This is a genomic window from Nocardia terpenica, assembly GCF_013186535.1.
GTDB classification, from domain to species: domain Bacteria; phylum Actinomycetota; class Actinomycetes; order Mycobacteriales; family Mycobacteriaceae; genus Nocardia; species Nocardia terpenica.
In genome coordinates, this window is record NZ_JABMCZ010000002.1 from 434,833 (window position 1) to 457,570 (window position 22,738).

Consider the following 22,738-nt stretch of genomic DNA (forward strand, 5'->3'; position numbering starts at 1 on the left):
TCTATCGAGGCGGGCGTCGAAGCGAGGCAGGGAGTCACACGGTTGAACGCGAAGCAGGAGTACCGGCCCACCTACCAGACGAGCCTGGTCGATCCCTCGGACTTCTGGCGTGCCGCCGCTGAGGCTGTTACCTGGGATGTTGCGCCCACTCTGATCCTCGACAGCACCGCCCGCCCGACCGCTCGCTGGTTCCCCGACGGCCGCCTCAACACCTCCTACAACGCCCTCGATCGACATGTGCGCGATATCACAGCGGAAGAGGGCTCGACGCCCGAACAGAGCGGTGCTCACTTCCAGACCGGCGGTCGCGCCGACCAACCGGCCCTAATATACGACTCCGCTATGACGGGCGCCACACGTATTTACACCTACGCCGAGTTGCTGGCGGAGGTCGCCCGATTCGCGGGGGCGATGCTGCGGCTCGGCGTGCACACCGGTGACCGGGTGGTCATCTACATGCCGATGATCCCGGAGGCCGTGATCGCCATGCTCGCCTGCGCCCGGATCGGCGCGGTGCACTCGGTGGTGTTCGGCGGGTTCGCCGCGCACGAGCTGGCCGCGCGCATCGACGACGCGGAGCCGACGCTGGTCGTCACCGCCTCGGGCGGGCTGGAGCCGGGCAAGCGCATCGAGTATCCGCCGATCGTGCTGTCGGCGCTGGATCAGGCGAAGACCACCGCGGTCCGGCACGTGGTGGTCAAGCACCGCGACGGCTTTCCCGTCATCCCTTTCGCCGCACCGCAACCCGCCGCCGACGGACTACCGGGCTCGGCCGACAGCGTGGCGGCGCAGTGGCTGGACTGGGAGGACATGATTCGCGACGCCGAACCGGCCGAGCCGGTGTCGGTGGCGGCCACCGATCCGCTCTACATCCTCTACACCTCCGGCACCACCGGGAAGCCCAAGGGCGTGGTGCGCGACAACGGCGGGCACGCGGTCGCGCTGACCTGGTCGATGCGCAACATCTACGACGTGGGCCCGGGGCAGGTCATGCTGACCACCTCCGACATCGGCTGGGTGGTCGGGCACTCCTACATCGTGTACGCGCCGCTGCTGGTGGGCGGGACCACCGTGCTCTACGAGGGCAAGCCGATCGGCACGCCGGACGCGGGCACCTTCTGGCGGCTGGTCGACCGGTACGACGTGCACGTCATGTTCACCGCGCCGACCGCGCTGCGGGCCATCCGCCGCGCCGACCCGGAGGCGAACGCGGCGCATCGGCACGACCTGTCCCGGCTGCGGGCGCTGTTCTGCGCCGGTGAGCGGCTGGACCCGGCCACCTACGAGTGGGCGCGCGACGTGCTGCTGGCGAAGCGGCCGGACTGCCCGGTGGTGGACCACTGGTGGCAGACCGAGACCGGCTGGCCGATCTGCGCGGATCCGCTCGGGCTGCAGGAACTTCCGATCAAGCCGGGTTCGGCGTCGGTGCCGGTGCCGGGGTATCGGCTGCGGGTGCTGGACTACGAGGGCGACGCGGTCGCGTCGGGGGTGGAGGGCAATATCGTGCTCGGTCTGCCGCTGCCGCCGGGCGCGTTGACCGGGCTGTGGGGCGACGACGAGCGGTTCGCCCGCTCCTATCTGTCGGCCTATCCGGGGCACTTCCTGTCCGGTGACTCCGGGTACTTCGACGACGACGGCTATCTGTTCGTGCTGGGCCGCAGCGACGATGTGATCAATATGGCAGGGCATCGGCTGTCCGCGGGCGGGATCGAGGCCGCGGTGGCAGGGCACGAGGCGGTGGCCGAGTGCGCGGTCATCGGCATTCCGGACGAGCTGAAGGGGCAGCGGCCGATCGCGTACGTGGTGCTCAAGACCGGCGGGGCGAGCGGAGAGACCGTGGCGGTCGATCCCGAGCGGCTGCGCGAGGAGGTGATCGCCCGGGTGCGCGACCAGATCGGGGCGATCGCCACCCTGCACGATGTGGTGGTCGTGCAGGCGCTGCCCAAGACCCGCTCGGGCAAGATCCTGCGCCGCACCATCCGTCAGATCGCGGCCGGGGAGCAGTGGGAGATGCCTGCCACCATCGAGGATCCGGCGGTGCTGAAGGCGCTGGAGGACCAGATCATCACGACCCGCGCCGACTCCGACGACGAGGAGCCGGTGTCCCCGTAGGGCGGGCCGCCTTACCGATTTCTCATGAACGGTTTACCCGGGGCCCAGTCCGGGCACCTAGCGTCGGAGTGGTCGCCGCCACAGGCGAAAGCCCAAGGCGGCATGGTGTTTCCGACTGAAAGGAACTGTTCGTGTCCCTGTCGCGCGCCCGTTTCGCCGCCGCCACGCTGGCCGTCGGCACCCTGACAACCGTTGCGGCCCTGTTGATTCCGGGTACCGCCTCCGCCGACCCCGCCGAACTCGCTGCGCCGCTTCTGAATTCGACCTGTACGTTCGATCAGGTCGACGCCGCGCTGCGCGACAAGGCCCCGCAGCTGGCCTCGGCGCTGGACGCCGACCCCGAGCAGAAGGCGAAGCTGAAGCAGATGTTCGACCAGCCGGTCGAGCAGCGCCGCGCCCAGGCCCAGGCATACCTGTCCCAGCACCCCGACCAGGCGCGGCAGGCCGAGAACGACCCGCGCGCCGCGGGGATCGGGCAGACGCTGCGGGCGGTGGCCGATTCGTGCCATAACTACTGAGATCCCGGCCAAAAGCATGCCGGGAAAAGATGAAATGAGTGGATCGCGCGCCCTGCTGCAGCAAAGAAGCGGCAGAACGGCCGCGGTGCAGAATGAACCCTGTGACAAGCGAGCGCGACACTCCGACTGTTCTGCTGGTCGACGATGACGAGGACCTGTTGGCCTCGGTCGAGCGGGGGCTGCGGCTGTCCGGGTTCCGGGTGCTGATCGCCCGCGACGGCGCGGCGGCGCTGCGCTGTGTGGGCGAGCAGTCGCCCGATGCGATCGTGCTGGATATGAACATGCCGGTGCTCGACGGCGCGGGAGTGGTGACGGCGTTGCGGGCATTGGGGAACGAGGTGCCGATCTGCGTGCTGTCGGCGCGCAACTCGGTCGACGACCGCATCGCCGGGCTGGAGTCCGGCGCGGACGACTACCTGGTGAAACCGTTCGTGCTGGCCGAATTGGTGGCGCGGATCCGGGCCCTGCTGCGCCGCCGCACCGACGCGAACGGGCCGACCACCCCCGGCGCGCTCGCCGTGGGTCCGCTGGAGATCGATGTGGCGGGCTATCGCGCGCTGCTGCACGGCCGGGAGATCGACCTCACCAAGCGCGAATTCGAGCTGCTGTCCACGCTGGCCCGCAATGCGGGGGTGGTGCTGTCGCGCGAGCGCCTGCTGGAGCTGGTGTGGGGCTACGATTTCGCCGCCGACACCAATGTGGTCGACGTGTTCGTCGGCTATCTGCGCCGCAAGCTGGAGGGCGACGGCACCCCGCGGCTGCTGCACACCATTCGCGGGGTGGGATTCGTGCTGCGGGCGCCGAAATGACGACCGCCGCGCCCCGCACCCGCCGGTCGTATTCGCTGCGCACCCGGGTGGCGGGGGCGGCCGCGCTGGGCGCGGTCATCATCACCGCCGTCCTGGGCACGGTGACGGTGCAGGTTCTCAAGCGCAACAATCTGGCCCAGGCCGATCAGGAACTGGCCATCGCCTCGCGCATCGTGCTGATCGAGCCGACGATCGCGGTCACGGTGCTGCGGGCGGTCGGGCCGAACAAGGAGATCGCCGTCACGGTACGGAAAGGCGGGTCGGTGTTCTCCACCAGTCTGCAGGTGCCGCCGCTGAGTCCGGGCTCGCAGACGGTGACCCTGGACGGCACCCCGTACCGGGTGCTGACCGCGGACCAGCCCTCGGGAAGCACCGTCTCCCTTGCCATTCCGCTGACCGAGGCGTACCAGGCCAGCGCCCAGCAGCAGCGCTGGGTGCTGCTCGCGGCCGGGCTGGCGGTCGTCGCGGCGGCCGGGCTGGGCTGGGTGTTCGGCGGGCGCGCGGTGCGGCCGATCATGGACCTCACCCGGCAGGTGGGCGCGCGCAGCGGCATCGGCGAATCCGAGGCACCGGTCGACGGTTCCGGCGTGCGCGAGGCCGAACAGCTTGCCGACGCGGTGAATTCGCTGCTGGAGCGGGTGAACCGGGCCCAGGGCGAGACGGCGGCGGCGCTGGAGACCGCGCGCGATTTCGCGGCGGTGTCGGCGCACGAGCTGCGTACCCCGCTGACCGCCATGCGCACCGACCTGGAGGTGCTGCGCACCCTCGACCTGGACGAGACCCAGCGCGCCGAGATCCTCACCGACCTGCAGCGCAGTCAGGGCCGGGTGGAGGCGACGCTGTCGGCGCTGGAGCGGCTGGCCGCCGGTGAACTCACCAACGACAGCGACCATGTGGTCACCGATGTCGGCGAACTGGTCGACCAGGCGGCCCACGACGCCATGCGGCACTTCCCCACCCTGCACGTGCGCATCGAGACCGATCCGGAACTGATCACCCGCGGGCTGCCGACCGGCCTGCGGCTGGCGGTGGACAACGCGCTGACCAATTCGGTGCGGCACGGCGGGGCGACGCAGGCGCTGGTGTCGGCGCGGCGCACCCCCGACGGCTACATCGTGATCTCGGTGGACGACAACGGCCGCGGCATCCCGCCGGAGGAGCGGGCCGCGGTGTTCGAGCGCTTCTTCCGCGGCAGCCAGGCCACCCGGGGCGGTTCCGGGCTGGGGCTGGCGCTGGTCGCCCAGCAGGCCCAACTGCACGGCGGCCGAGCCTATTTCGACGACGGCACACAGGGCGGGGTGCGCCTGGTGCTGGTGCTGCCGGATCGGCCGCGACCCCCGCGAATCGAGCGCTGAGCAGCGGCGACCCTTAGCGATTCCTCAGAGCTACGCCAAGACCCGCGCAGGGCGACCGGCTACGGTCTGGGGTTGTGGTCGCAAAACGCACTCGCTGGATCCTGCTCGTGGTCGTGCTGCTCGTCGCCGGTGCGGTCGGCGGCGGCGTGGTCTGGGCGCGCCATGGTTCCTCGGCGCCCACGGACGTCGCGATCGTGAACGCCGATACCGGCCCGATCGGCGCCCGCATCGTGAAGGCGCTGCAGGGTGGCGGCGCGCACGCCTGGACCGAGGTCAAGCCCGGCGACGCGAGCACCGCGCACTACGCGGCGGTGGTCACGCTGCCCGCCGATCTGAGCTCCTCGCTCGGCACCCTGGCCTCGGCCAAGCCGCACCGCGCGCAGGTGACCGTGGACAGCAATCGCGATGCCGATCCGAATACGGTGAACGACGCGGTCACCGAGGTGACCCGCCGGATCGGCGCGGCCGGGGTGGACGCCACGCTCGCGGCCGTCGCCACCGCGCGCGGCTCGGTGCAGCAGGTGGCGTTCACCACGCAGCTGCTGGGCGCGGGCGTACAGGCCGCCGCCAATGCGTCGGGCCAGTTCAGCGGCGGCGCGGATCAGATGCTCGGATTCCTGAACACCGCCAAGGACGGGGCCGGGCAGCTGACCGCCGGTATCGCGCAACTGAATCAGGCCCTGGGCGCGGCGACCGATCAGGCCGACAGCCTGGCCGGTGCGCTGGACGCGACCGGGCTGACCATCGGCCAGGTGGACACGTCGGCCACCCAGCTGAGCACGGGACTGGATCAGATCGTGCCGCTGCTGCGGGGGCTGCCGTTCGCGAGCGATCCCCGGTTGGCCGACATCATCGGCAAACTCGACGCATTGCGCGGGGTGGCGGGCCAGGCCGGTTCGCAGCTGTCCGGGTTCGCCCAGCTCACCGGGAGCGGCACCGATCCGAACACGCCGGTGAGCACGCTGCTGCGCGATGCCGCGAAGCGCTTGAATGCCGCGGGCGCGCAACTGAATCAGGGCGCCGAGCTGGCCAAGCAGGTGCCGCAGCTGGCCGACCAGGGGGCCGGCCAGCTGCAGGGCGCCATCGCGGCACTCACCGGCGGTGTTCAGCAGCTTCAGCAGATCGTTGGCAACCTCAATACCCAGGCGGGCAAGGCCCTCGACGATCTACCGGTGCGCAGCAGCAATCAGCAGTCGGCGATCGCGAATGCGCTGAGCGATCCGGTCGATGTGGTCCGGAAGTAGTTACTCGACCACGTCCAGCAGGTCGATGACGAACACCAGGGTCTTGCCCGACAGGTGGTGGCCCGCACCGGCCGGGCCGTAGGCGAGCTCCGGCGGGATGGTGAGCTGGCGGCGGCCGCCGACCTTCATGCCGGGGATGCCCTCCTGCCAGCCCTGGATGAGGCCGCGCAGCGGGAAGGTCAGGGATTCGCCCCGGTTCCAGGAAGAATCGAATTCCGCGCCGGTGTCGTATTCCACGCCCACGTAGTGCACCTCGACGGTCCCACCGGGAACCGCCTCGGCACCCGTGCCCTCGACGAGATCCTTGATCACCAGCGTGGTGGGCGCGGGGCCGTCCTGGAAATCGACTTCCGGCTTGGTCATGCGTCCTCTTCCGTTCGATGGATGAAACCACTCGAGTATTCACCATAGTGGGGCGCCTCAAACTGTGAGCTGTGCCGAACCCCCGCCCCTTCGGCCCGGCGGTTCGCGGGCCGGGCAGGATGAACACCCGTGGCTGAAGTGATCGACATCATCGATCCCGCGGACCCTCGGGTCGCCGATTTTCGGGATCTGAACTCCGCGGATCGGCGGCCGGATCTGCCGGGGCGCTCCGGGTTGGTGATCGCGGAGGGTGTGGTGGTGGTGCGGCGCATGCTGGCGTCGCGGTTTCCGCCGTTCGCGCTGTTCGGGGTGGGGCGGCGGTATGAGGAATTGGCCGCGGATCTGGGCGGGGTGCGGGTGCCGTACTACCGGACCACCGCGGAGGTGATGGCCGAGGTGGTCGGGTTCCACCTCAATCGCGGCGTGCTGGCCGCGGCGCGGCGGCCGCCGGAGCTGTCGGTGGACGAGGTGCTGGCGTCGGCGCGCACGGTCGCGGTGCTGGAGGGCGTCAACGATCACGAGAACATCGGCTCGATCTTCCGCAATGCCGCCGGGCTGGGCGCGGACGCGGTGCTTTTCGGTGACCGCTGCGCCGATCCGCTGTACCGTCGCGCCGTGCGGGTATCGATGGGGCATGTGCTGCGGGTGCCGTTCGCCCGGCTGCCGCGGTGGCCCGACGGCCTGGAGTTGCTGCGGCAGCGCGGATTCCAGATCATTGCCCTGACCCCGAATCCGGCCGCGCCGACGCTGGCGGCGGCGCTGACCGGCGACCGGGTGGCGCTGCTGCTCGGCGCCGAGGGACCGGGCCTGACCGAGGAGGCCATGCGCGCCACCGACGTTCGCGCCCGCATCCCCATGACCCCGGGCACCGACTCACTGAACGTGGCCACCGCCGCGGCGATGGCCTTCTACGAAAGGGTGCGCATCTCGTGAGCGAAACCTACGGGCCCGCGCCCGAACCGACGCCCTGGGCGCCCGGACTGGCCGTCTCGACGCTGGTCGCCCTGCTGACCGCGGCCGGGGTGTACTCGTTCGGCGCGGCGCTGGCGGAGGTGCACTGGATGCTGGCGGTGGTGGTGAATCTGGTCGCGGTGGGTGGCGCCGCGCCGACGGTGTGGCGGTGGCGGAAGACGCCGGTGACGCGGTGGGTGGTCGGGGGGATCGGGGTGGGGGTGGTGCTGGGGTGGGTGGCGCTGTTGGTCGGGGCGGTTTAGGGGTCCCGGCCAAAAGCATGCCGGGAACAGGGGGACGCTCACGCCGGGAACAGTCAGGACACCCGGTCGCGCCCGCGTAACCAGCCGAACCAGCGTCTTTCGTTGTGCTCCGGGATCTTCGGCTGCTCCGGCCGGAGCGGGGGCGGGGCCTCGCCCTTGGGGTAGAGGCTGAAGCCGCACACGGGCACGTCGATCGGGCGCAGCGCGTCGTCGGATGTGGCTCCGCGGTAACGGAACCCGAGCCATTCGAGATTGGCCTCGTCGGCGAAGCTCGGCGGATCGAACGGCAGGATCTGCGGGTCGGGCAGTTCACCCGGCTGCAACTGGACCGGATGCTCGCCCGCCCAGTACGGCCGCTCCCACACCAGCGGCAAACCCTCGTCCTCCAGGATGTCGACCCGGGTGGCGCTGAACGCGCGCCGGAATTCGCCGCGCTCCCAATGCGCGAACGCGCCCCAGCCGCGCGGGATGTCGTAGGAGATCAGATAGGTGTGCTCGGAGGCCAGCGGCCGCACCAGCAGTTCCGGCAGCGTGGTCGGGCGGGTCAGCATGGCCTGCCCGGTGCACACCACGGTCACCCCCGGAAAGCAGCCGATGTACACCGAGCGGGGATTGGGTCCGGCCCACACCTTCAGCGTGCCGGAGGCCGCGGGCACCACATCGCTGTCGGGATTGAGCTGCTTGGCCAGGGCGAGGGCCGCTTCCGGATCGGGATCGGGGTATTCGCGGAGCACGGCCGCCGGGTCGGGGTCGTCGACGTACCAGAGGGACGAAGCTGTGGACGGCACTTCCGACACCTCCCATCCTCGTATGAGTAAGCCAGGGCTACTCTCGAGCAAACCACCCGAATCGCACGGCGGCATAGGAAAAATCTACTCCCCCGATACGGGAAAACGCGGCGCTTCGCCCGGTGGGCACGCGTGTCAAGATCACCGGCGCGCCCGCGTGGTGGCCGGTGCTACGAGATAACGGGATCAGTGCCCGGAACTGCGCACGCCTAGTAGTACGTCTTCCCAGGACGGCATCGGCGCCTTGCCGCGCTTGGCCCGATTCTGCTTCTGCCCCGCCGGTTTGGCGGCGGGCGGAGCCTGCTCGGACGTGTCGGCCGACGCCGCCGGGGCCGCGGGGGCGGGCTCGGCGGGCTCGGGGGTCGAATGTGCCGGGACGGCAGGGGTGTTCGGCGCCGGTGCGCTCGGCGGTCCGGACGTGGTGGCCGGGGCGGCGGGCGCGGCGCCCTTGGCCGCGACCGGAACGGCGGATCCGCCCACGGCGGCCCGCTGCTCGACGAAGTATTCCTCGCTGCCCTCGCGCGGCTCGGCGGCGGAGGCCCGGGCAGCCGGGGCGGGGGCGGGCTCCTCGCGCGGGGGCGGGGCGGCGGGCGTGGGCTCGACCGGGGCGGGCTCGGCGGACGGCTCGGGCAGGATGGTGGCCAGCCCGCGTAGCGCGCGACCGAAATCGGGATCGATGAGATCGGAGGCCGGATCGTCCAGCGGCAGCACCGAGCCGCCATGCGCGTCGGGCTGGTAGCGCCAGTGCGCGGCGATCACGGAACGGCCCGCCTGCCACTGCAGTTGGGCGACCCAGTAACCCTTCTCGTCCTTCCAGGCGTCCCACTCGGCGATATCGATGTTGTGGCCGCGCTCGGCGAACGCGGCGGACACGATGTCGATGAGGGTCTCCACGGCGGGGCCGTCCTTGCGGACCGGATGCGCCCGCTGCGCCAGCTCCGCGGCCCGGGCCCGTTCCAGCAGTACCGGATACGCGAAGCGCTCGACGCGGCTGGCGGGCATGCCCGATTCCTCGGTGACCTGTTCCACGGAGGCTCCGGCACGGATCCGGGCCTGAATATCGCGAGGACGCATGGTTGCTTCCGTTTCGATCTCTATCTGGCCGAATCGGGCAAGGTCTCCGCGGGCGGCGGCCCGCAGTTTCTCGTCGGCGGCGAGCCGGTACTTCTGACCGGTCTCGGTATCGACACACACGATGTGCGCGGAATCGGGCGTCAATCCGATCACTCGAAGTTCACGCACCGTTACCTCCTTATCGCTGCGTCGATCACAGCCAGGCTCGCGATACCGCCCACGTTCTGGAACAGTAGTGCACTTCTGAGAATCGTGTGGCAAGACACGCGCGCGGAAATCTGTGATAACACTCCCGCGCGCGCTAGTCTGCTCTGTTCGATTTCAGCAACTGCCAGGGGCGACGACGCTGTCGCCGCGTTTCACTTCGCGATTTCCTGGACCACCCAATCGATGCTCCGGGTGAGCTGCGACACATCCTCCGGGTCGACGGCCGGGAACATACCGATGCGCAGCTGGTTGCGGCCCAGCTTGCGGTACGGCTCGGTATCGACGATTCCATTGGCGCGCAACACCTTCGCAACCTGAGCGGCGTCCACCGAATCGGCGAAATCGACGGTGCCGACCACCTGCGAGCGATGCGCCGGATCGGCCACGAACGGGGTGGCGAATTCGCTCGACTCGGCCCACGAATACAGCCGCGAGGAGGAATCCAGGGTCCGCTTGACCGCCCAGTCCAGTCCGCCGTTGCCGTTGAGCCATTCGATCTGATCGACGAGCAGCAGCAGGGTGGCCAGCGAGGGGGTGTTGTAGGTCTGATCCTTGCCGCTGTTGTCGATCGCGATCGGCAGCGACAGGAATTCGGGGGTGAAACGACCCGAATCCGCGATCTGGGCAACGCGTTCCAGCGCCCGGGGGCTCATCAGCGCGATCCACAGGCCGCCGTCGGCGGCGAAGCTCTTCTGCGGCGCGAAGTAGTAGACGTCGGCGTCGGCGATATTCACCGGCAGGCCGCCCGCGCCGGAGGTGGCGTCGATGGCGATCAGCGCATTGTCCGAACCGGCCGGGCGCTGCACCGGAACCGCGACGCCCGTGGAGGTTTCGTTGTGCGCCCAGGCGATCACGTCGGCGGCGGGATCGGACACCGGGGCGGGCGCGGTGCCCGGATCGGTGGAGACCACGATCGGATCGCCGATGAACGGATTCTTCTTCGCCACCGCGGCGAACTTCGCGCTGAACTCGCCGTAGGTGAGGTGCAGCGACCGCTCCCGGATCAGGCCGAACGCGGCGGCGTCCCAGAACGCGGTGGTGCCGCCGTTGCCGAGCACCACCTCGTAACCCTCGGGGAGGGAGAACAATTCGCGCAGACCCGCGCGCACCCGCGCCACCACGTCCTTGACGGGCTTCTGACGGTGGCTGGTGCCCATCACCGAGGCGCCGATATCGACGAGGGATCGCAACTGCTCGGGACGGACCTTGGACGGGCCGCAGCCGAACCGTCCGTCGGCGGGCAACAGGTCGGCGGGAATGGTCGGGAACGCAGCGGTCATGGCCACCAGACTAGAGCCTGAACCGGGTCTGCGGCGCGGTGGGGCACCGGTTCGGGGGTGCCCGTGTCACGTCGATTCGTTCGCCCGTAATGCGGTGACGCGGGCCACATGACGGCTACCGTTGAGCCATGAGTTCGGCCGTGGATCCCCCGAACAAGTCAACGGAGCGCAAATCTCGCATCGAGGCATCGATACGTGCCTTACTGGGCAGATTGTCCGTAAGTCTGGAATCGCACGGTATTTCGCTGCATCATGGCGCACTGTCGGCAACGGCGCGGCGAGAGTTGCTGATGCGTGGCTTGGCGGGCACCGCGACCATCCTCGGCGCCCGCCCGCGCCGCACCGAGCCCGGCCATCGGTTCTGGGTGCGGGTACAGGTCGAGGGCGGGCTGCCGTACGAGACGCGGGTGCGGCAGCGGGTGGACGCGGCCGACCTGGAGCTCATGCAGCCCGGCGACGTCGTCGGCTGCCGCGTCGATCCGGGCGACCGCGACCGCGTGGTGCTCTACGTGCCGGGGCCGGAGGAGGCGACCCGGGTGAGCATGTCGAAGATCCTCAACGCGGGCCGCCGCGCGCAGGCCACCGTGCTCGCCGCCGCGCCCGTGGCCGCCGACTACTCCGGACACGACGACCCCGTGCTGCGGCTGGATCTGGAGCTGCGCGCCTGGGACGAACCGGAGCCGTGGCGGGTGCGCATCGTGCAGCCGGTGCCGCTGTCGGCGATCGAATTGGTCGATCTGGGACGGCATCTGGAGATCGCCTTCTTCACCGTCGACCGGGGCGAATCGGTCGCGGTGGACTGGGCGGCCTCGCGCGAGCCGTAGATCGCGCGCGAATCCGCTAGGGCAGCTTGACGAATTGGAAGCCCTGCGCGCGCAGCCTGGGCAGCATGGCGATCATGCCGGGCGCGGTGCCGGATTTCGGGCGGTGCATGTGCGCGATCGAGATGACACCCGGTTTCGCCTCCGACATCGCCTGCCGCACCTGCGCGGCCGTGTAGGTCGCGCCCGCGTCGGCGTTGATGCTGAACCCCACCGGCCGCTCCCCCAGGTCGCGCACGATCGCGACGCCGACATCGTCGTAATGGGCGGTGCCCGTGCGGAAGAAGCGCGGCGGGCGGCCCACGAGCCGGGTCAGCACCTCGTGATTGGCCCACACCTCGTCGACCGCCTCCTGCGCCGACCCGGTGCCGGGGATGCCGTAGGCGGCGCGGCCGTTCACCGACAGCGGGCAGTGCCGGGTGCCGTGATTGCCCAGCTCGAACAGCGGATTGGCGGCCAGCCGCGAGGCCCGCACCGGGTCGGCCTCGATCCACCGCTTGTTGAGGAACAGGGTGGCCGGAATCTCCTGGGACATGAGGAAGTTCAGCAGTTCCTCGTTGAGCTCGTTGTTGTCCGGGCCGCCGCAGGCGTCGAAGGTCAGCGCCATCTGCTTGCCGTCGGCCGGAATCGAGGTGAGGATGCCCGGCAGATCCATGCCCCACCCACCGGGCCGCTGCCCCGCGTGCGCGGCGACCACGGCCGCGGGCCGGGCCGGATCGATCGGGGACTGCCGCGGCGCGGTGCGAACGGCCGCGCTCGCCAACGTCCGGGCGGATGTGCTCTGCGCGGGCGAACTGCCTTGCGCCGCACTACATGCCGCGCTCATCAGCCCGGCGGCCGCGGCCGCCCCCGTCACCAGCATGCGACGTCGCGAGAGTGCACCATCCACCACGCCACGCATGGTACGGGACGGCGAAAACGCGACGCGGAAACTACTTGTGCGCCACGCTCGCCCAGCCCGCGACCGAATCGGCCGTGCGCGGCGCGGGACCGGTGTAAATGGCGGCCGGGCGGACCAGCTTGCCCAGCTGCTTCTGCTCCAGGATGTGCGCGCACCAGCCGGCGGTGCGGCCGCAGGTGAACATGGCGGGCATCATGTGCGCGGGCACCTCGGCGAAGTCGAGGATGACCGCGGCCCAGAACTCGACATTGGTCTCGATGGCGCGGTCGGGGCGGCGCTCGCGCAACTCGGCCAGCGCGGCCTGTTCCAGCGCGGCGGCCACCTCGTAGCGCGGCGCGGCGAGCCGCTGCGCGGTCGAGCGCAGCACGCGGGCGCGCGGGTCCTCGGCCCGGTACACCCGGTGGCCGAAGCCCATCAGCTTCTCCTTGCGATCCAGAATGCCCTTCACCAGCGCCCTGGCGTCACCGGACTTTTCGACCGCCTCGATCATCGGCAGCACACGCGCCGGGGCGCCGCCGTGCAGCGGGCCGGACATGGCGCCGATCGCGCCGGACAGGCAGGCGGCCACGTCGGCGCCGGTGGAGGCGATGACGCGGGCGGTGAAGGTGGAGGCGTTCATGCCGTGCTCGGCGGCCGAGACCCAGTAGGCGTCGATGGCCTCGATGTGGCGCGGGTCCGGGTCACCCTTCCAGCGGGTCATGAACCGCTCGGTGATGGTGGTGCACTCGTCGATCTTCTTCTGCGGCACCGCGGGCTGATAGATGCCGCGCGCGGACTGCGCCACGTACGACAGCGCCATCACCGAGGCGCGCGCCAGATTCTCGCGCGCGGTGTCGTCGTCGATGTCCAGCAGCGGCTGGTAGCCCCAGATCGGGGCGAGCATGGCGAGACCGGCCTGCACGTCGACGCGGACGTCGCCGGTGTGCACCGGCAGCGGGAACGGTTCGGCCGGTGGCAGTCCGCGCCCGAACTCACCGTCGACCAGCAGCGCCCAGACATCGCCGAAGGTCACCTTGTTGGCGACCAGGTCCTCGATGTCGACGCCGCGATAGCGGAGCGAGCCGCCGTCCTTGTCGGGCTCCGCGATATCGGTGGTGAAGGCCACCACGCCTTCCAGACCACTCACGAAATCGGGGGGTACGGCGGGACCCGTAGGAGCCGCAGCGCTGGTAGTCATGTTGTGACTCTCCTTGCAATTCGGGCCGCACGATCCATGGGCGACCACACGCCGATCAGTAAGAACCTTAGTCCCTCCGCTACTGCGGAGTAACGTCTGGTCCATGCGCGACGAGCAGAATTCACCCGGCTCACCGGGCGCCGACGTGGCCGCCGAGACCGCCGCGATCGATTCCGCGCTGCGAGCTCGGCTGGATATCGCGGCGATGCGCGCCGAGTACGGCGGCGACCCGGATCTGGACGAATCGTGGCTGGCCGACGGCTGGGAACCCCTATTGCGCAGCTGGATCGAGCAGGCCACGCGCGCCGGGATAGCCGAACCCAATGCCATGGTGCTGGCGACCGTCGAGCTCACCGACGACGGCCCCCGCCCGACCTCCCGCACGGTGCTGTGCAAGGGGCTCTCGCCCGAGGGTGTGACCTTCTACACGAACTACGGCTCGGCGAAGGGCAACCAGCTGGCGTCGCTGCCGTTCGCGGCGATCACCTTCGCCTGGCCCGCGCTGGGGCGGCAGGTCAACCTGCGCGGCCCGGTGCGCCAGGTGGCGCGCGAGGTCACCGAGGTGTACTGGCGGTCGCGGCCGCGTAATTCGCAGCTCGGCGCGTGGGCCTCGCAGCAGTCGCAGCCGGTCGGCTCGCGCGGCGATCTGGACCGGCTGCTCGACGAGGTGACGACCCGCTTCGACGACGTGGATCAGATTCCGGTACCGGCGAATTGGGGCGGATTCCTGCTGCGGCCCGAGCAGGTGGAGTTCTGGCAGGGGCGGCGCAGCCGGATGCACAACCGCATCCGGGTATCGCTGGAGCCGGGCTGCACCGATCCGGCGGCGATGAAACTGGACCGGCTGCAACCCTGATCCTTCCCGGCCGATCATCGAAATCACCCGCAGCTCAGGCCATACCGGGCCGACGCCGGTGATGTTGCCCACGGTTTTGCCGCGGCCGCCCTGGGTACCCGCTGACGCAACGGTCGGCGGCGGGTGCCCCAATACCACGTTCCCCCCGTCAGGGTCGCCTCGAACGAAGGTGACCGCGAGGTAGGTATTCGCGACCCTCGCTGCTCGGTGTCACCGGCCAGCGGCTAGCGTTGAATCAGGCGCATCGGACGCCGACCGCGACCCGATGCCTACGGTCTAGCCTGAGAGGGATCCTTCCGTGCCCGCTGAGAACATCATCAACGTCGACGACGACGCCAAGCCGGTACTTTCCTACCCCGGCGGCGATTATCCCATGACCGTCGCCAAGGCCAGCGAGGGCAATGACGGAATCGACCTGGGCAAGCTGCTGGCCAGCACCGGCTATGTCACCTACGACCCCGGTTTCATGAACACGGCCCCGACCAAGTCCGCGATCACCTATATCGATGGCGAGGCCGGGATCCTCCGCTACCGCGGCTACCCCATCGAGCAGCTGGCCGCGAAGTCCAATTTCCTCGAGGTCAGCTACCTGCTGATCTACGGTGAGCTCCCGACCGCGACGCAGCTGGAGGACTTCACCGACCGGATCCGCCGCCACACCCTGCTGCACGAGGACCTCAAGCGCTTCTTCGACGGCTTCCCGCGCAACGCGCACCCGATGCCGGTGCTGTCGTCCGCGGTGAACGCGCTGTCGGCCTACTACCAGGACTCGCTGGACCCGCGCGATCCCGAACAGGTCGAGCTGTCCACCATCCGCCTGCTGGCGAAGCTACCGACCATCGCGGCCTACTCCTACAAGAAGTCGGTGGGCCAGCCGTTCCTCTACCCGGACAACTCGCTGTCGCTGGTGGAGAACTTCCTGCGGATGACCTTCGGCTTCCCGGCCGAGCCCTACGAGGTCGATCCCGAGGTCGCCGCCGCGCTGGACATGCTGCTCATCCTGCACGCCGACCACGAGCAGAACTGTTCCACCTCGACCGTGCGCCTGGTCGGTTCCTCCGACGCCAACCTGTTCACCTCGGTGTCGGGCGGCATCAACGCGCTGTGGGGCCCGCTGCACGGCGGCGCCAACCAGGCCGTGCTGGAGATGCTGGACGGCATCAAGGACTCCGGCGGCGACGCCAAGGAATTCGTCCGCAAGGTCAAGAACAAGGAAGACGGCGTGAAGCTCATGGGCTTCGGGCATCGCGTCTACCGCAACTACGACCCGCGCGCGACCATCGTCAAGAAGACCGCCGACTCGATCCTGGCCAAGCTGGGCGTGCAGGATCCGCTGCTCGACATCGCCAAGGCCCTCGAGGAGGCCGCGCTCACCGACGATTACTTCATCGAGCGCCGCCTCTACCCGAACGTCGACTTCTACACCGGCGTCATCTACCGGGCGATGGGCTTCCCCACCCGCATGTTCACCGTGCTGTTCGCCATGGGCCGCCTCCCCGGCTGGATCGCGCACTGGCGCGAGATGCACCGCGAGCCGCTGAAGATCGGCCGCCCCCGCCAGATCTACACCGGCTACGGCGAGCGCGACTACGGCGACATCGAAGGCCGCTGACCCCGATCGGTGCGCTGAATACGGCAGGCCCGCAACGGATCCGGCGCGGGACCCTCCCGTAGGAGGAGCGCGCCCGACCGATTCCCTCCCGCTTCACGGACGGAGAACACCTCAACCCCTCACTCACTCCACATCAATACCGACAGGTCCGCATTTTGAATGGAAGCGGCGAGCGGGTACCTCTCATCGGGCGCTCAATTCTTCTGAATCTCAATGGAACTGATCGGGAGCCGACTGCGTCTAATCCTGCATAGCGAGTCAACCGACCGGTCGTCGGGAGGGCGAACGGTCCACGGAGTGATTTCGGGGGCAGATATGGAGTCGGGTACGAACGGGCGCGGACGACAGGCCAGCTACGGCGGGTCCGCGCGAAACGAGTTCGCGCGCAGGCTCGGTGCGCTGCACCGGGCCGCGGGGTCACCGTCGCTACGCAATGTGGCGATGCTGGCCCAGCAGCGCGCACAGGAGGCAGGAGAGGGACGATCTGCGCTGGCCTCGGTGCAGCGCATCAGCGACTGGATGACCGGGCGCAACGTGCCCGCCCGGTTCGAGTCGCTGCAGCCGGTGCTGCAGGTGCTCATCCTGCGGGCGCGGCGGCGGGCCGGAACCCCCAGCGACGCAGTGAATCTGCGCGCCTGGCGATCGCTGTGGTCGGCGGCGCGGGCGGCCCCGGCGGACAATCTCGCGGGCACGGCGCGGTCGCCGTACCCCGACGCGCCGGGCTACCGCGAGGAGCACGAGGCGGTGTTCTTCGGCCGTCGGCGCGCGCTGGTCGCGCTGCTCGAGATGGTGCGCACCTCGGCGAGCCCCGAGCGTGCCGCCGACATCATCGTGGTCACCGGCGCGTCCGGCGTCGGGAAGACGGCGCTGCTGCGGGCCGGGCTGGCGCCCGCGCTGAATTCCGAGTCGGGTGGCTGGTCGGTCGCGTATCTGACGCCCGGCTCCGACCCGCTCGCCGCCCTGGGCGGAGCCTTCAGCGCCGCACCGAATTTCGCGGCGTCCGACGCCGATCTCGAGACCGTCCGGCAGGCGTGCGGCACGCGGCGACCCCTGGTCATCGTCGACCAGTTCGAGCGGCTGTTCCGCCCCGACGTTCCGGCGTCGGTACTGGAAACCTTCCTGATCCGGCTCAGGCGCCTCACCCGGATCGGCTCGGTGCTCATCGCGTTGCGCGCCGACCACCTGCTCGACTGCGCGCGCTACCCGTGGCTGGCGGATGCGGTGCAGCACAACAGCTTCACCGTCAACCCGATGCGGCGGCACGAACTCGTCGCCGCCATCGTGGGCCCGCCCCGCACGCACGGCGTCGCGGTCGATCCCGGCGTGGTGGAGCTCATGGTCACCGCGCTGGAGGGCGAGCGGTGCGGCCTGGCCCGCCCCGCCGCCGAGGCGGGCGCGCTGCCCGCGCTGGCCGCCACCACGCGCGCGCTGTGGGCCGCACACACGGGAAAACGCCTGGACGTCAGCGCCTATCGGCGGATCGGCGGCGTCGCCGGGGTGCTGGGCAGGCACGCCGACAACGTCTGGGAGGCGCTGTCGGACAGCGAACAGCGCGACGCGCGGCAGATCCTGACCGCGCTGGTCACCGTGCACCGGGACGGCAGCATCATCCGCCGCCGCATCGCCGCCGCCGATCTGGACCATCTCGCGGCCCGCACGGTCAACGGCCAGCGGCTCGTCGAGCGCCTGGTGCACGCCCGGCTCGTCACGCGCGAACCCCGGTTCGCCTGCCTGAGCCACGACGCCCTGCTCGACTGGGATCTGTTGCTGGGCTGGATCGCCGACAACCGCGCGGCGCTGCTGTGGCGGCAGCGCATCGAGGACGACGCCGCGGAATGGGAGTCGGCCGGGCGCGATCCGGGCCTGCTGTATCGCAGCGTCCGGCTCACCACGGCCATCAACCACTCCGATCCCACGCTGAGCGTCGTCGCCACGGCGTTCCTGCGCACCTCGGCGCGCGCCGAGCTCGGCGGCGCGCACGACTACCAGGACGTCGGTAGTCGCTGACCGGTACGGGTGCGGCGGGCGACCGCGCGCCGCACCCACCCGAATCGGCCGGTGTCCGCCAGACTGGGACATGTGGCCGACGACACGCCTGCCGATCGGATGCCGCGCTGGCTGCCCCGGGCGCTGCTGCTGGGGTTCGTCCTGCTCGGCGCGTATCAGCTGACCGATTGGGCGGCGCACCGGCTGCTCGGGCTGGCCACCATGCTCATGGTCGCGTTCTTCGTCTCGCTGGCCATGGAACCGGCCGTGGACATATTGGCGGCCCGCGGAATTCACCGCGCGCTGGCGACGGGCGTGGTGTTCGTGCTGCTGTTCGCGGCCGTGGCCGGATTCCTCGCGGCCCTGGTCACGCTGCTGGTGGAGACCGTCAGCAATCTGCTGCGGGAGCTGCCGGGGCTGGTCAACCAGCTCGTGAGCTGGGTGAATCACGCCTTCCACCAGCACTTTACGACCGATCAGCTGCGCGATCGGCTGCTGCACGACTCCAACATCATCAACAACTACGCACAGACGGCCGCCAACAATGTGTGGGGACTGTCGAGCACCATCCTGGGTGGGCTGGCCCAGTTCCTCACCATCGCGCTGTTCAGCATCTACCTCACCGCCGACGGCCCGAAGCTGCGCCGCACGATCTGCTCGCTGCTGCCGCCGCGCCGCCAGGACAGGGTGCTGCACGCCTGGGATCTGGCGATCGGCAAGACCGGCGGCTACCTGTACTCGCGTGCGCTGCTGGCGGTGATCTCCGCCGTGGCGCACGCCGTTTTCCTCGCCATCCTGCACCTGCCCAATGCGCTGGCCCTGGGTGTGTGGTTCGGCGTGGTCGCCTCCTTCGTGCCGACCATCGGCACCTACTTCGCGGGCGTGCTCCCGGTCCTGGTGGCCCTCACCATCCGCCCCGTGGACGTGCTCTGGCTCCTCATCTTCGTAGTCCTCTACCAGTGGTTCCAGGACTACCTCCTGCAACCCCGCATCACCGCCCGCACGGTGAACGTCAACGCCGCCGTAGCCCTGCTCGCCGTCCTGGCAGGCGGCGCCCTCCTGGGCGCGGTAGGCGCCCTCCTGGCCATCCCCGCCACCGCCACCGTCCAAGCCTTCCTCAGCGAATACGTCCCCCGCTACGAGGTCCGCCCCGACCCCCGCATCGAACGCACCTCCCGGCGAAAAGCACACCGGGAGAAGAAGACTCGAACCGCACGCCGGGATGACCAGAGTCGGAGTACAGGACGGGACGACGAGAGCCGGAATGCAGGACGGGACGACAAGGACCGGAGTACAGGCCGGGATGAGACCGACGCACCGGAATGACGATGAGCCGACGCACCGGGACGTGGGCGACACGCCGGGATGACGGTGAACGGCAAGGGGGTCGGGATCGTGGATGGGGTGGGGCGGCGGTGGGGTGGAGCGTAAGGGCTTGTTAAGTGGGTGTGAAGGGTGGGGCGGCATGGTTTGGGGGGCGAGGGGGACCTGCCTCGGAGGGGAGGGTGGGTCGGTCTCGTGGGTGAGGGGGGAGCGCTCGGAATTCGGGTGCAGGGTGGTGCGAATGCGTGCGAGGGTGCACGTATGACATCGAGGTCCGGCATCACCCTGCGCTCGGCCACTCCCGGGGACGTGGACGAGCTGCTGCTCCTGCTCAATGCCAGCTTCGGCTCCTGGAGCGAACCCGGCGAGGACGCGCGGGAATTCGAGGTGTTCCCCGTCGAGGACGCGGTGGTCGCCCTCGACGGCGATCGGATCGTCGGCCACTCCTCCTGGCGCACGCAGACCGTCACGATGCCGGGCGAGCGCCCCGTCGAGGTGTCGACCATCGCGAATGTCGCTGTGGCGCCGACCCATCGGCGGCGCGGCATCCTGCGCGCGATGTACGTCGACCTGCACCGGCGCGCCGAGGCGGCCGGGCTGCCGCTGACCATGTTCACCGCCAGCCAGGGGGCCATCTACGGCCGCTTCGGCTACGGCCCCGCGGTCACCGAGCACAGGGTCGAGATCGATCGCCGCCTCGCCGCGTTCCGGCCGGACGCGCCCGACGCGGGTGGGGCCGAGCTCGCCTCGATTCCCGTGGCGCGCCGGGCGGTTCCGGAGATCTACGACCGCTGGCGGCGGCTGGTTCCGGGCGCGCAGCGGCGGCCCGACGCGTCCTGGCAGTCCCGCTTCGACGACTATCCGCTGGGTCGGCGCGGCGGGAGCGGACTGTTCGCGCTGCTGCACGACGACGGGTACGCGCTGTACCGCTACCACCGCCGCGACACCGGCTCGGTCATCGAGGTGGTGGAGCTGCGGGCGGTCACGCCGGAGGCGCACGCCGCGCTGTGGCGGACGCTGCTGGCCACGGAGCTGTTCGACCGGATCGAGGCGACCCTGCCGCCCGACGACCAACTCCCCTACCTGCTCACCGATCCGCGCCGGGTACGAGTCGTGGACCGCCGCGACGCGCTGTGGCTGCGGGTGATGGACGTGCCCGCGGCGCTGACCGCCCGCACCTACCTCGCCGATCTGGATCTCGTTGTGGCGGTGACGGATCCGTTCCGCGAGGCGGGCGGCACCTTCGCGCTGCGGGTGCGCGACGGCCGCGCCGACTGCGAGCCGACCACCCGCCCCGCCGATATCGAACTGGGCATCGACGTCCTGGGCTCGCTGTACTTCGGCGCGCACCGGGCCCGCGGCTACGCGTCGGCCCAGCGCCTGCGCACCAAGACCCTCGCCGCCGTCCACGCCCTGGACGCCGCCTTCGCCGTCGAACGCGACGCGGAGCTGGGCTGGTTCTACTGATCCCGGCCAAAAGCACGCCGGGAAAACAAGGGACAGCACGCCAGGAAAACAAGGGACAGCACGTAGGGAGAACAAAAGACAGCGGGCCAGGAAGACAACGCGACAACACGCCAGCACAACGAGACAACACGCTAGGACCACAAGAAGACACACCGGGAACGCGGGACAACACGCCGGGACACAAGGGACAGCACGCCGAGAACGCGGGACTGCATGCTGGGACGCAAGGGACAGCGCGCCGGGACGCAAGAGACAGCGCGCCGGGAACGCGGGACAGCGCGCTGGGACGCAAGAGACAGCACGCCGGGACACAAGAGACAGCACGCTGGGAACGCGGGACAGCGCGCTGGGACGCGAGGGACGGCGCGGTGGGAGGTGGGGCGTCTCGGGGTTAGCGGACGGGGATGTGCGCTGGCATGCTGGTGGCGTGATGTTGATCCGGTTCGTGCTGAACGTGTTGTGGCTGGTGTTTGCCGGGTTTTGGATGGCGCTCGGCTACATGCTGGCGGGGGTTGTCTGCTGTGTTCTGATCGTGACCATTCCGTTCGGCATCGCGTCGTTTCGGATCGCGGCGTATGTGCTGTGGCCGTTCGGGCGGACGACGGTGGAGCGGCCGCACGCGGGGGCCGGGTCGCTGATCGGCAATGTCATCTGGGTGATCGTGGCCGGGTGGTGGCTCGCGCTGGGGCACCTGCTGACGAGCATTCCGCTGTTCGTCTCGATCATCGGCATTCCGTTCGGCTATGCCAACATCAAGCTGATCCCGATCTCGCTCATGCCGCTGGGCCGCGAAATCGTGGCCAGCGACCGGGCTTTCGGTCGCTGAGCCGTTATTCGGATTGATCCACAATCTGTTTCATGATCGATACGGCCTGCCGCAGCACCTGTAGTTGATCGATGGTCAAACCGGCCAGTTGCTCGGTCATCCATGCCTCGCGGGCATTGTTCTCGTCCTCCACCAGGGCACGCCCGCCGGGCGACAGCGAAACGATGATCTGACGGCCGTCGGTGGGATGCGGATTCCGTTCCACCAGTTGCAGTTCCGTCAGCGAGGCGATGACCCGGGTCATCGACGGCGGCTGCACGCGCTCCTTGGCGGCCAGGGCGCCCGGCGTCATCGCGCCTTCACGATTCAACGTTGCCAGCGCCGACAGTTGTGTCAGCGAAATCTGGGCATCGGCACGGCGGCCTCGCAGATGGCGAGTCAAGCGCACCACCGCCAGGGAGAGGTCGGCGGCGAGTCCGCGTATGTCGGAAGACGTTGTCACAGAGGCAAACGATACGGGACACGCCGCGCCGAAGACGGACGTTCCCGCCGCTATCGTGGAGGGGTGACCCCGAACGTCCCGCAGCTTCCGCCGCGCCTGACCGACCCCCGTCCGGTGCTGGCGGTCGGCGTCGCGCTGTGGGCGATCGCCACGATCGTGGTCTGGCTGACCGACACCTGGGCCCCCGCGCGGCCGATCTGCCTGATGGGGCTGGCGGTCGGGCTGCTCGCGTACGGCATCTTCGCGCTGCAGCGGCGCTCGGCGCGGCGCGGTGACAAGGGCGCGCAGAAAGGGCTGTAACGCCCGCGTACACCGATCTTCGCGATACGTCCGATCACACGATCTTGCCGACTTTTACGGCGA

Annotated in this window: 22 protein-coding genes; 15 read left to right on the forward strand and 7 right to left on the reverse strand. The window is 69.8% G+C overall.

Annotation, left to right across the window (positions count from 1 at the left end; all coding sequences use genetic code 11):
• The first annotated feature begins 42 nt into the window (after window positions 1-42).
• From HPY32_RS13245 to HPY32_RS13265, 5 genes are all read left to right on the forward strand, one after another.
• The gene (locus HPY32_RS13245) at window positions 43-2,112 is read left to right on the forward strand and encodes an AMP-binding protein (RefSeq protein WP_067581017.1); all 2,070 of its coding nucleotides are present in this window, start codon (window positions 43-45) and stop codon (window positions 2,110-2,112) included.
• Between the two features lie 131 nt (window positions 2,113-2,243).
• The gene (locus HPY32_RS13250) at window positions 2,244-2,630 is read left to right on the forward strand and encodes a hemophore-related protein (protein WP_067581015.1); all 387 of its coding nucleotides are present in this window, start codon (window positions 2,244-2,246) and stop codon (window positions 2,628-2,630) included.
• Between the two features lie 92 nt (window positions 2,631-2,722).
• Window positions 2,723-3,439 (forward strand): response regulator transcription factor, encoded by a 717-nt coding sequence (locus HPY32_RS13255; RefSeq protein WP_067581014.1) that lies wholly within the window; start codon window positions 2,723-2,725, stop codon window positions 3,437-3,439.
• Window positions 3,436-4,794, forward strand: a complete 1,359-nt coding sequence (locus HPY32_RS13260; RefSeq protein ID WP_098692809.1) for a sensor histidine kinase — start codon at window positions 3,436-3,438, stop codon at window positions 4,792-4,794. The genes HPY32_RS13255 and HPY32_RS13260 overlap by 4 nt, the downstream gene beginning before the upstream one ends.
• Window positions 4,795-4,868: 74 nt before the next feature.
• Window positions 4,869-6,038 (forward strand): YhgE/Pip domain-containing protein, encoded by a 1,170-nt coding sequence (locus tag HPY32_RS13265; RefSeq protein WP_067581012.1) that lies wholly within the window; start codon window positions 4,869-4,871, stop codon window positions 6,036-6,038.
• On the opposite strand, the gene HPY32_RS13270 is transcribed toward HPY32_RS13265, so the two are convergent.
• On the reverse strand, window positions 6,039-6,401 hold the full coding sequence (locus tag HPY32_RS13270) for an FKBP-type peptidyl-prolyl cis-trans isomerase (protein WP_067581010.1): 363 nt from the start codon (window positions 6,399-6,401) through the stop codon (window positions 6,039-6,041).
• Window positions 6,402-6,530: 129 nt separating this feature from the next.
• Here HPY32_RS13270 and HPY32_RS13275 point away from each other — a divergent pair, with 129 nt between their 5' ends.
• Both HPY32_RS13275 and HPY32_RS13280 read left to right on the forward strand, forming a co-directional pair.
• The gene (locus tag HPY32_RS13275; RefSeq protein ID WP_067581009.1) at window positions 6,531-7,334 is read left to right on the forward strand and encodes a TrmH family RNA methyltransferase; all 804 of its coding nucleotides are present in this window, start codon (window positions 6,531-6,533) and stop codon (window positions 7,332-7,334) included.
• The gene (locus tag HPY32_RS13280) at window positions 7,331-7,615 is read left to right on the forward strand and encodes a DUF2537 domain-containing protein (RefSeq protein WP_171982856.1); all 285 of its coding nucleotides are present in this window, start codon (window positions 7,331-7,333) and stop codon (window positions 7,613-7,615) included. Before HPY32_RS13275 ends, HPY32_RS13280 begins: the two co-directional genes overlap by 4 nt.
• Before the next feature lie 53 nt (window positions 7,616-7,668).
• Here HPY32_RS13280 and HPY32_RS13285 read toward each other — a convergent pair whose 3' ends face one another.
• From HPY32_RS13285 to serC, 3 genes are all read right to left on the reverse strand, one after another.
• Window positions 7,669-8,403, reverse strand: a complete 735-nt coding sequence (locus HPY32_RS13285) for a DUF6928 family protein (protein WP_067585234.1) — start codon at window positions 8,401-8,403, stop codon at window positions 7,669-7,671.
• A 186-nt stretch (window positions 8,404-8,589) separates the two neighbouring features.
• Window positions 8,590-9,645 carry a septation protein SepH gene (gene sepH / locus HPY32_RS13290; protein ID WP_171982857.1) on the reverse strand — a complete coding sequence of 352 codons (1,056 nt, stop codon included), beginning with the start codon at window positions 9,643-9,645 and terminating at the stop codon, window positions 8,590-8,592.
• Window positions 9,646-9,836: 191 nt separating this feature from the next.
• Window positions 9,837-10,964 carry a phosphoserine transaminase gene (gene serC, locus HPY32_RS13295; protein WP_067581003.1) on the reverse strand — a complete coding sequence of 376 codons (1,128 nt, stop codon included), beginning with the start codon at window positions 10,962-10,964 and terminating at the stop codon, window positions 9,837-9,839.
• A 128-nt stretch (window positions 10,965-11,092) separates the two neighbouring features.
• Here serC and HPY32_RS13300 point away from each other — a divergent pair, with 128 nt between their 5' ends.
• On the forward strand, window positions 11,093-11,788 hold the full coding sequence (locus HPY32_RS13300) for a hypothetical protein (protein ID WP_231951420.1): 696 nt from the start codon (window positions 11,093-11,095) through the stop codon (window positions 11,786-11,788).
• A 16-nt stretch (window positions 11,789-11,804) separates the two neighbouring features.
• Here HPY32_RS13300 and HPY32_RS13305 read toward each other — a convergent pair whose 3' ends face one another.
• Together HPY32_RS13305 and HPY32_RS13310 are read right to left on the reverse strand one after the other, a co-directional pair.
• Window positions 11,805-12,677 carry a polysaccharide deacetylase family protein gene (locus tag HPY32_RS13305; RefSeq protein WP_231951419.1) on the reverse strand — a complete coding sequence of 291 codons (873 nt, stop codon included), beginning with the start codon at window positions 12,675-12,677 and terminating at the stop codon, window positions 11,805-11,807.
• A gap of 40 nt (window positions 12,678-12,717) precedes the next feature.
• On the reverse strand, window positions 12,718-13,863 hold the full coding sequence (locus tag HPY32_RS13310; protein ID WP_067580999.1) for a citrate synthase 2: 1,146 nt from the start codon (window positions 13,861-13,863) through the stop codon (window positions 12,718-12,720).
• 103 nt (window positions 13,864-13,966) lie between these two features.
• Here HPY32_RS13310 and pdxH point away from each other — a divergent pair, with 103 nt between their 5' ends.
• From pdxH to HPY32_RS13340, 6 genes are all read left to right on the forward strand, one after another.
• Window positions 13,967-14,719, forward strand: a complete 753-nt coding sequence (pdxH, locus tag HPY32_RS13315) for a pyridoxamine 5'-phosphate oxidase (RefSeq protein ID WP_082870813.1) — start codon at window positions 13,967-13,969, stop codon at window positions 14,717-14,719.
• 298 nt (window positions 14,720-15,017) lie between these two features.
• A complete protein-coding gene (locus HPY32_RS13320; protein ID WP_082870812.1) occupies window positions 15,018-16,331 on the forward strand; it encodes a citrate synthase in 1,314 nt (437 codons plus the stop codon).
• A 315-nt stretch (window positions 16,332-16,646) separates the two neighbouring features.
• Window positions 16,647-18,338, forward strand: a complete 1,692-nt coding sequence (locus tag HPY32_RS13325; protein WP_067580998.1) for an nSTAND1 domain-containing NTPase — start codon at window positions 16,647-16,649, stop codon at window positions 18,336-18,338.
• A 72-nt stretch (window positions 18,339-18,410) separates the two neighbouring features.
• Entirely contained in the window at window positions 18,411-19,643 is a 1,233-nt protein-coding gene (locus HPY32_RS13330) for an AI-2E family transporter (RefSeq protein ID WP_231951418.1), read from the forward strand.
• A 258-nt stretch (window positions 19,644-19,901) separates the two neighbouring features.
• Window positions 19,902-21,107, forward strand: coding sequence for a GNAT family N-acetyltransferase (locus tag HPY32_RS13335; RefSeq protein ID WP_067580996.1), 1,206 nt, complete (start codon window positions 19,902-19,904; stop codon window positions 21,105-21,107).
• Window positions 21,108-21,543: 436 nt separating this feature from the next.
• Entirely contained in the window at window positions 21,544-21,933 is a 390-nt protein-coding gene (locus HPY32_RS13340; RefSeq protein WP_197696450.1) for a YccF domain-containing protein, read from the forward strand.
• A gap of 4 nt (window positions 21,934-21,937) precedes the next feature.
• Here the strand turns inward: HPY32_RS13340 and HPY32_RS13345 are convergent, their stop codons facing one another.
• The gene (locus HPY32_RS13345) at window positions 21,938-22,375 is read right to left on the reverse strand and encodes a MarR family winged helix-turn-helix transcriptional regulator (protein ID WP_067580993.1); all 438 of its coding nucleotides are present in this window, start codon (window positions 22,373-22,375) and stop codon (window positions 21,938-21,940) included.
• Window positions 22,376-22,438: 63 nt separating this feature from the next.
• Between HPY32_RS13345 and HPY32_RS44610 the strand changes: the two genes are divergently transcribed.
• Window positions 22,439-22,675, forward strand: a complete 237-nt coding sequence (locus HPY32_RS44610) for a DUF2530 domain-containing protein (protein WP_067580991.1) — start codon at window positions 22,439-22,441, stop codon at window positions 22,673-22,675.
• Window positions 22,676-22,738 lie beyond the last annotated feature (63 nt).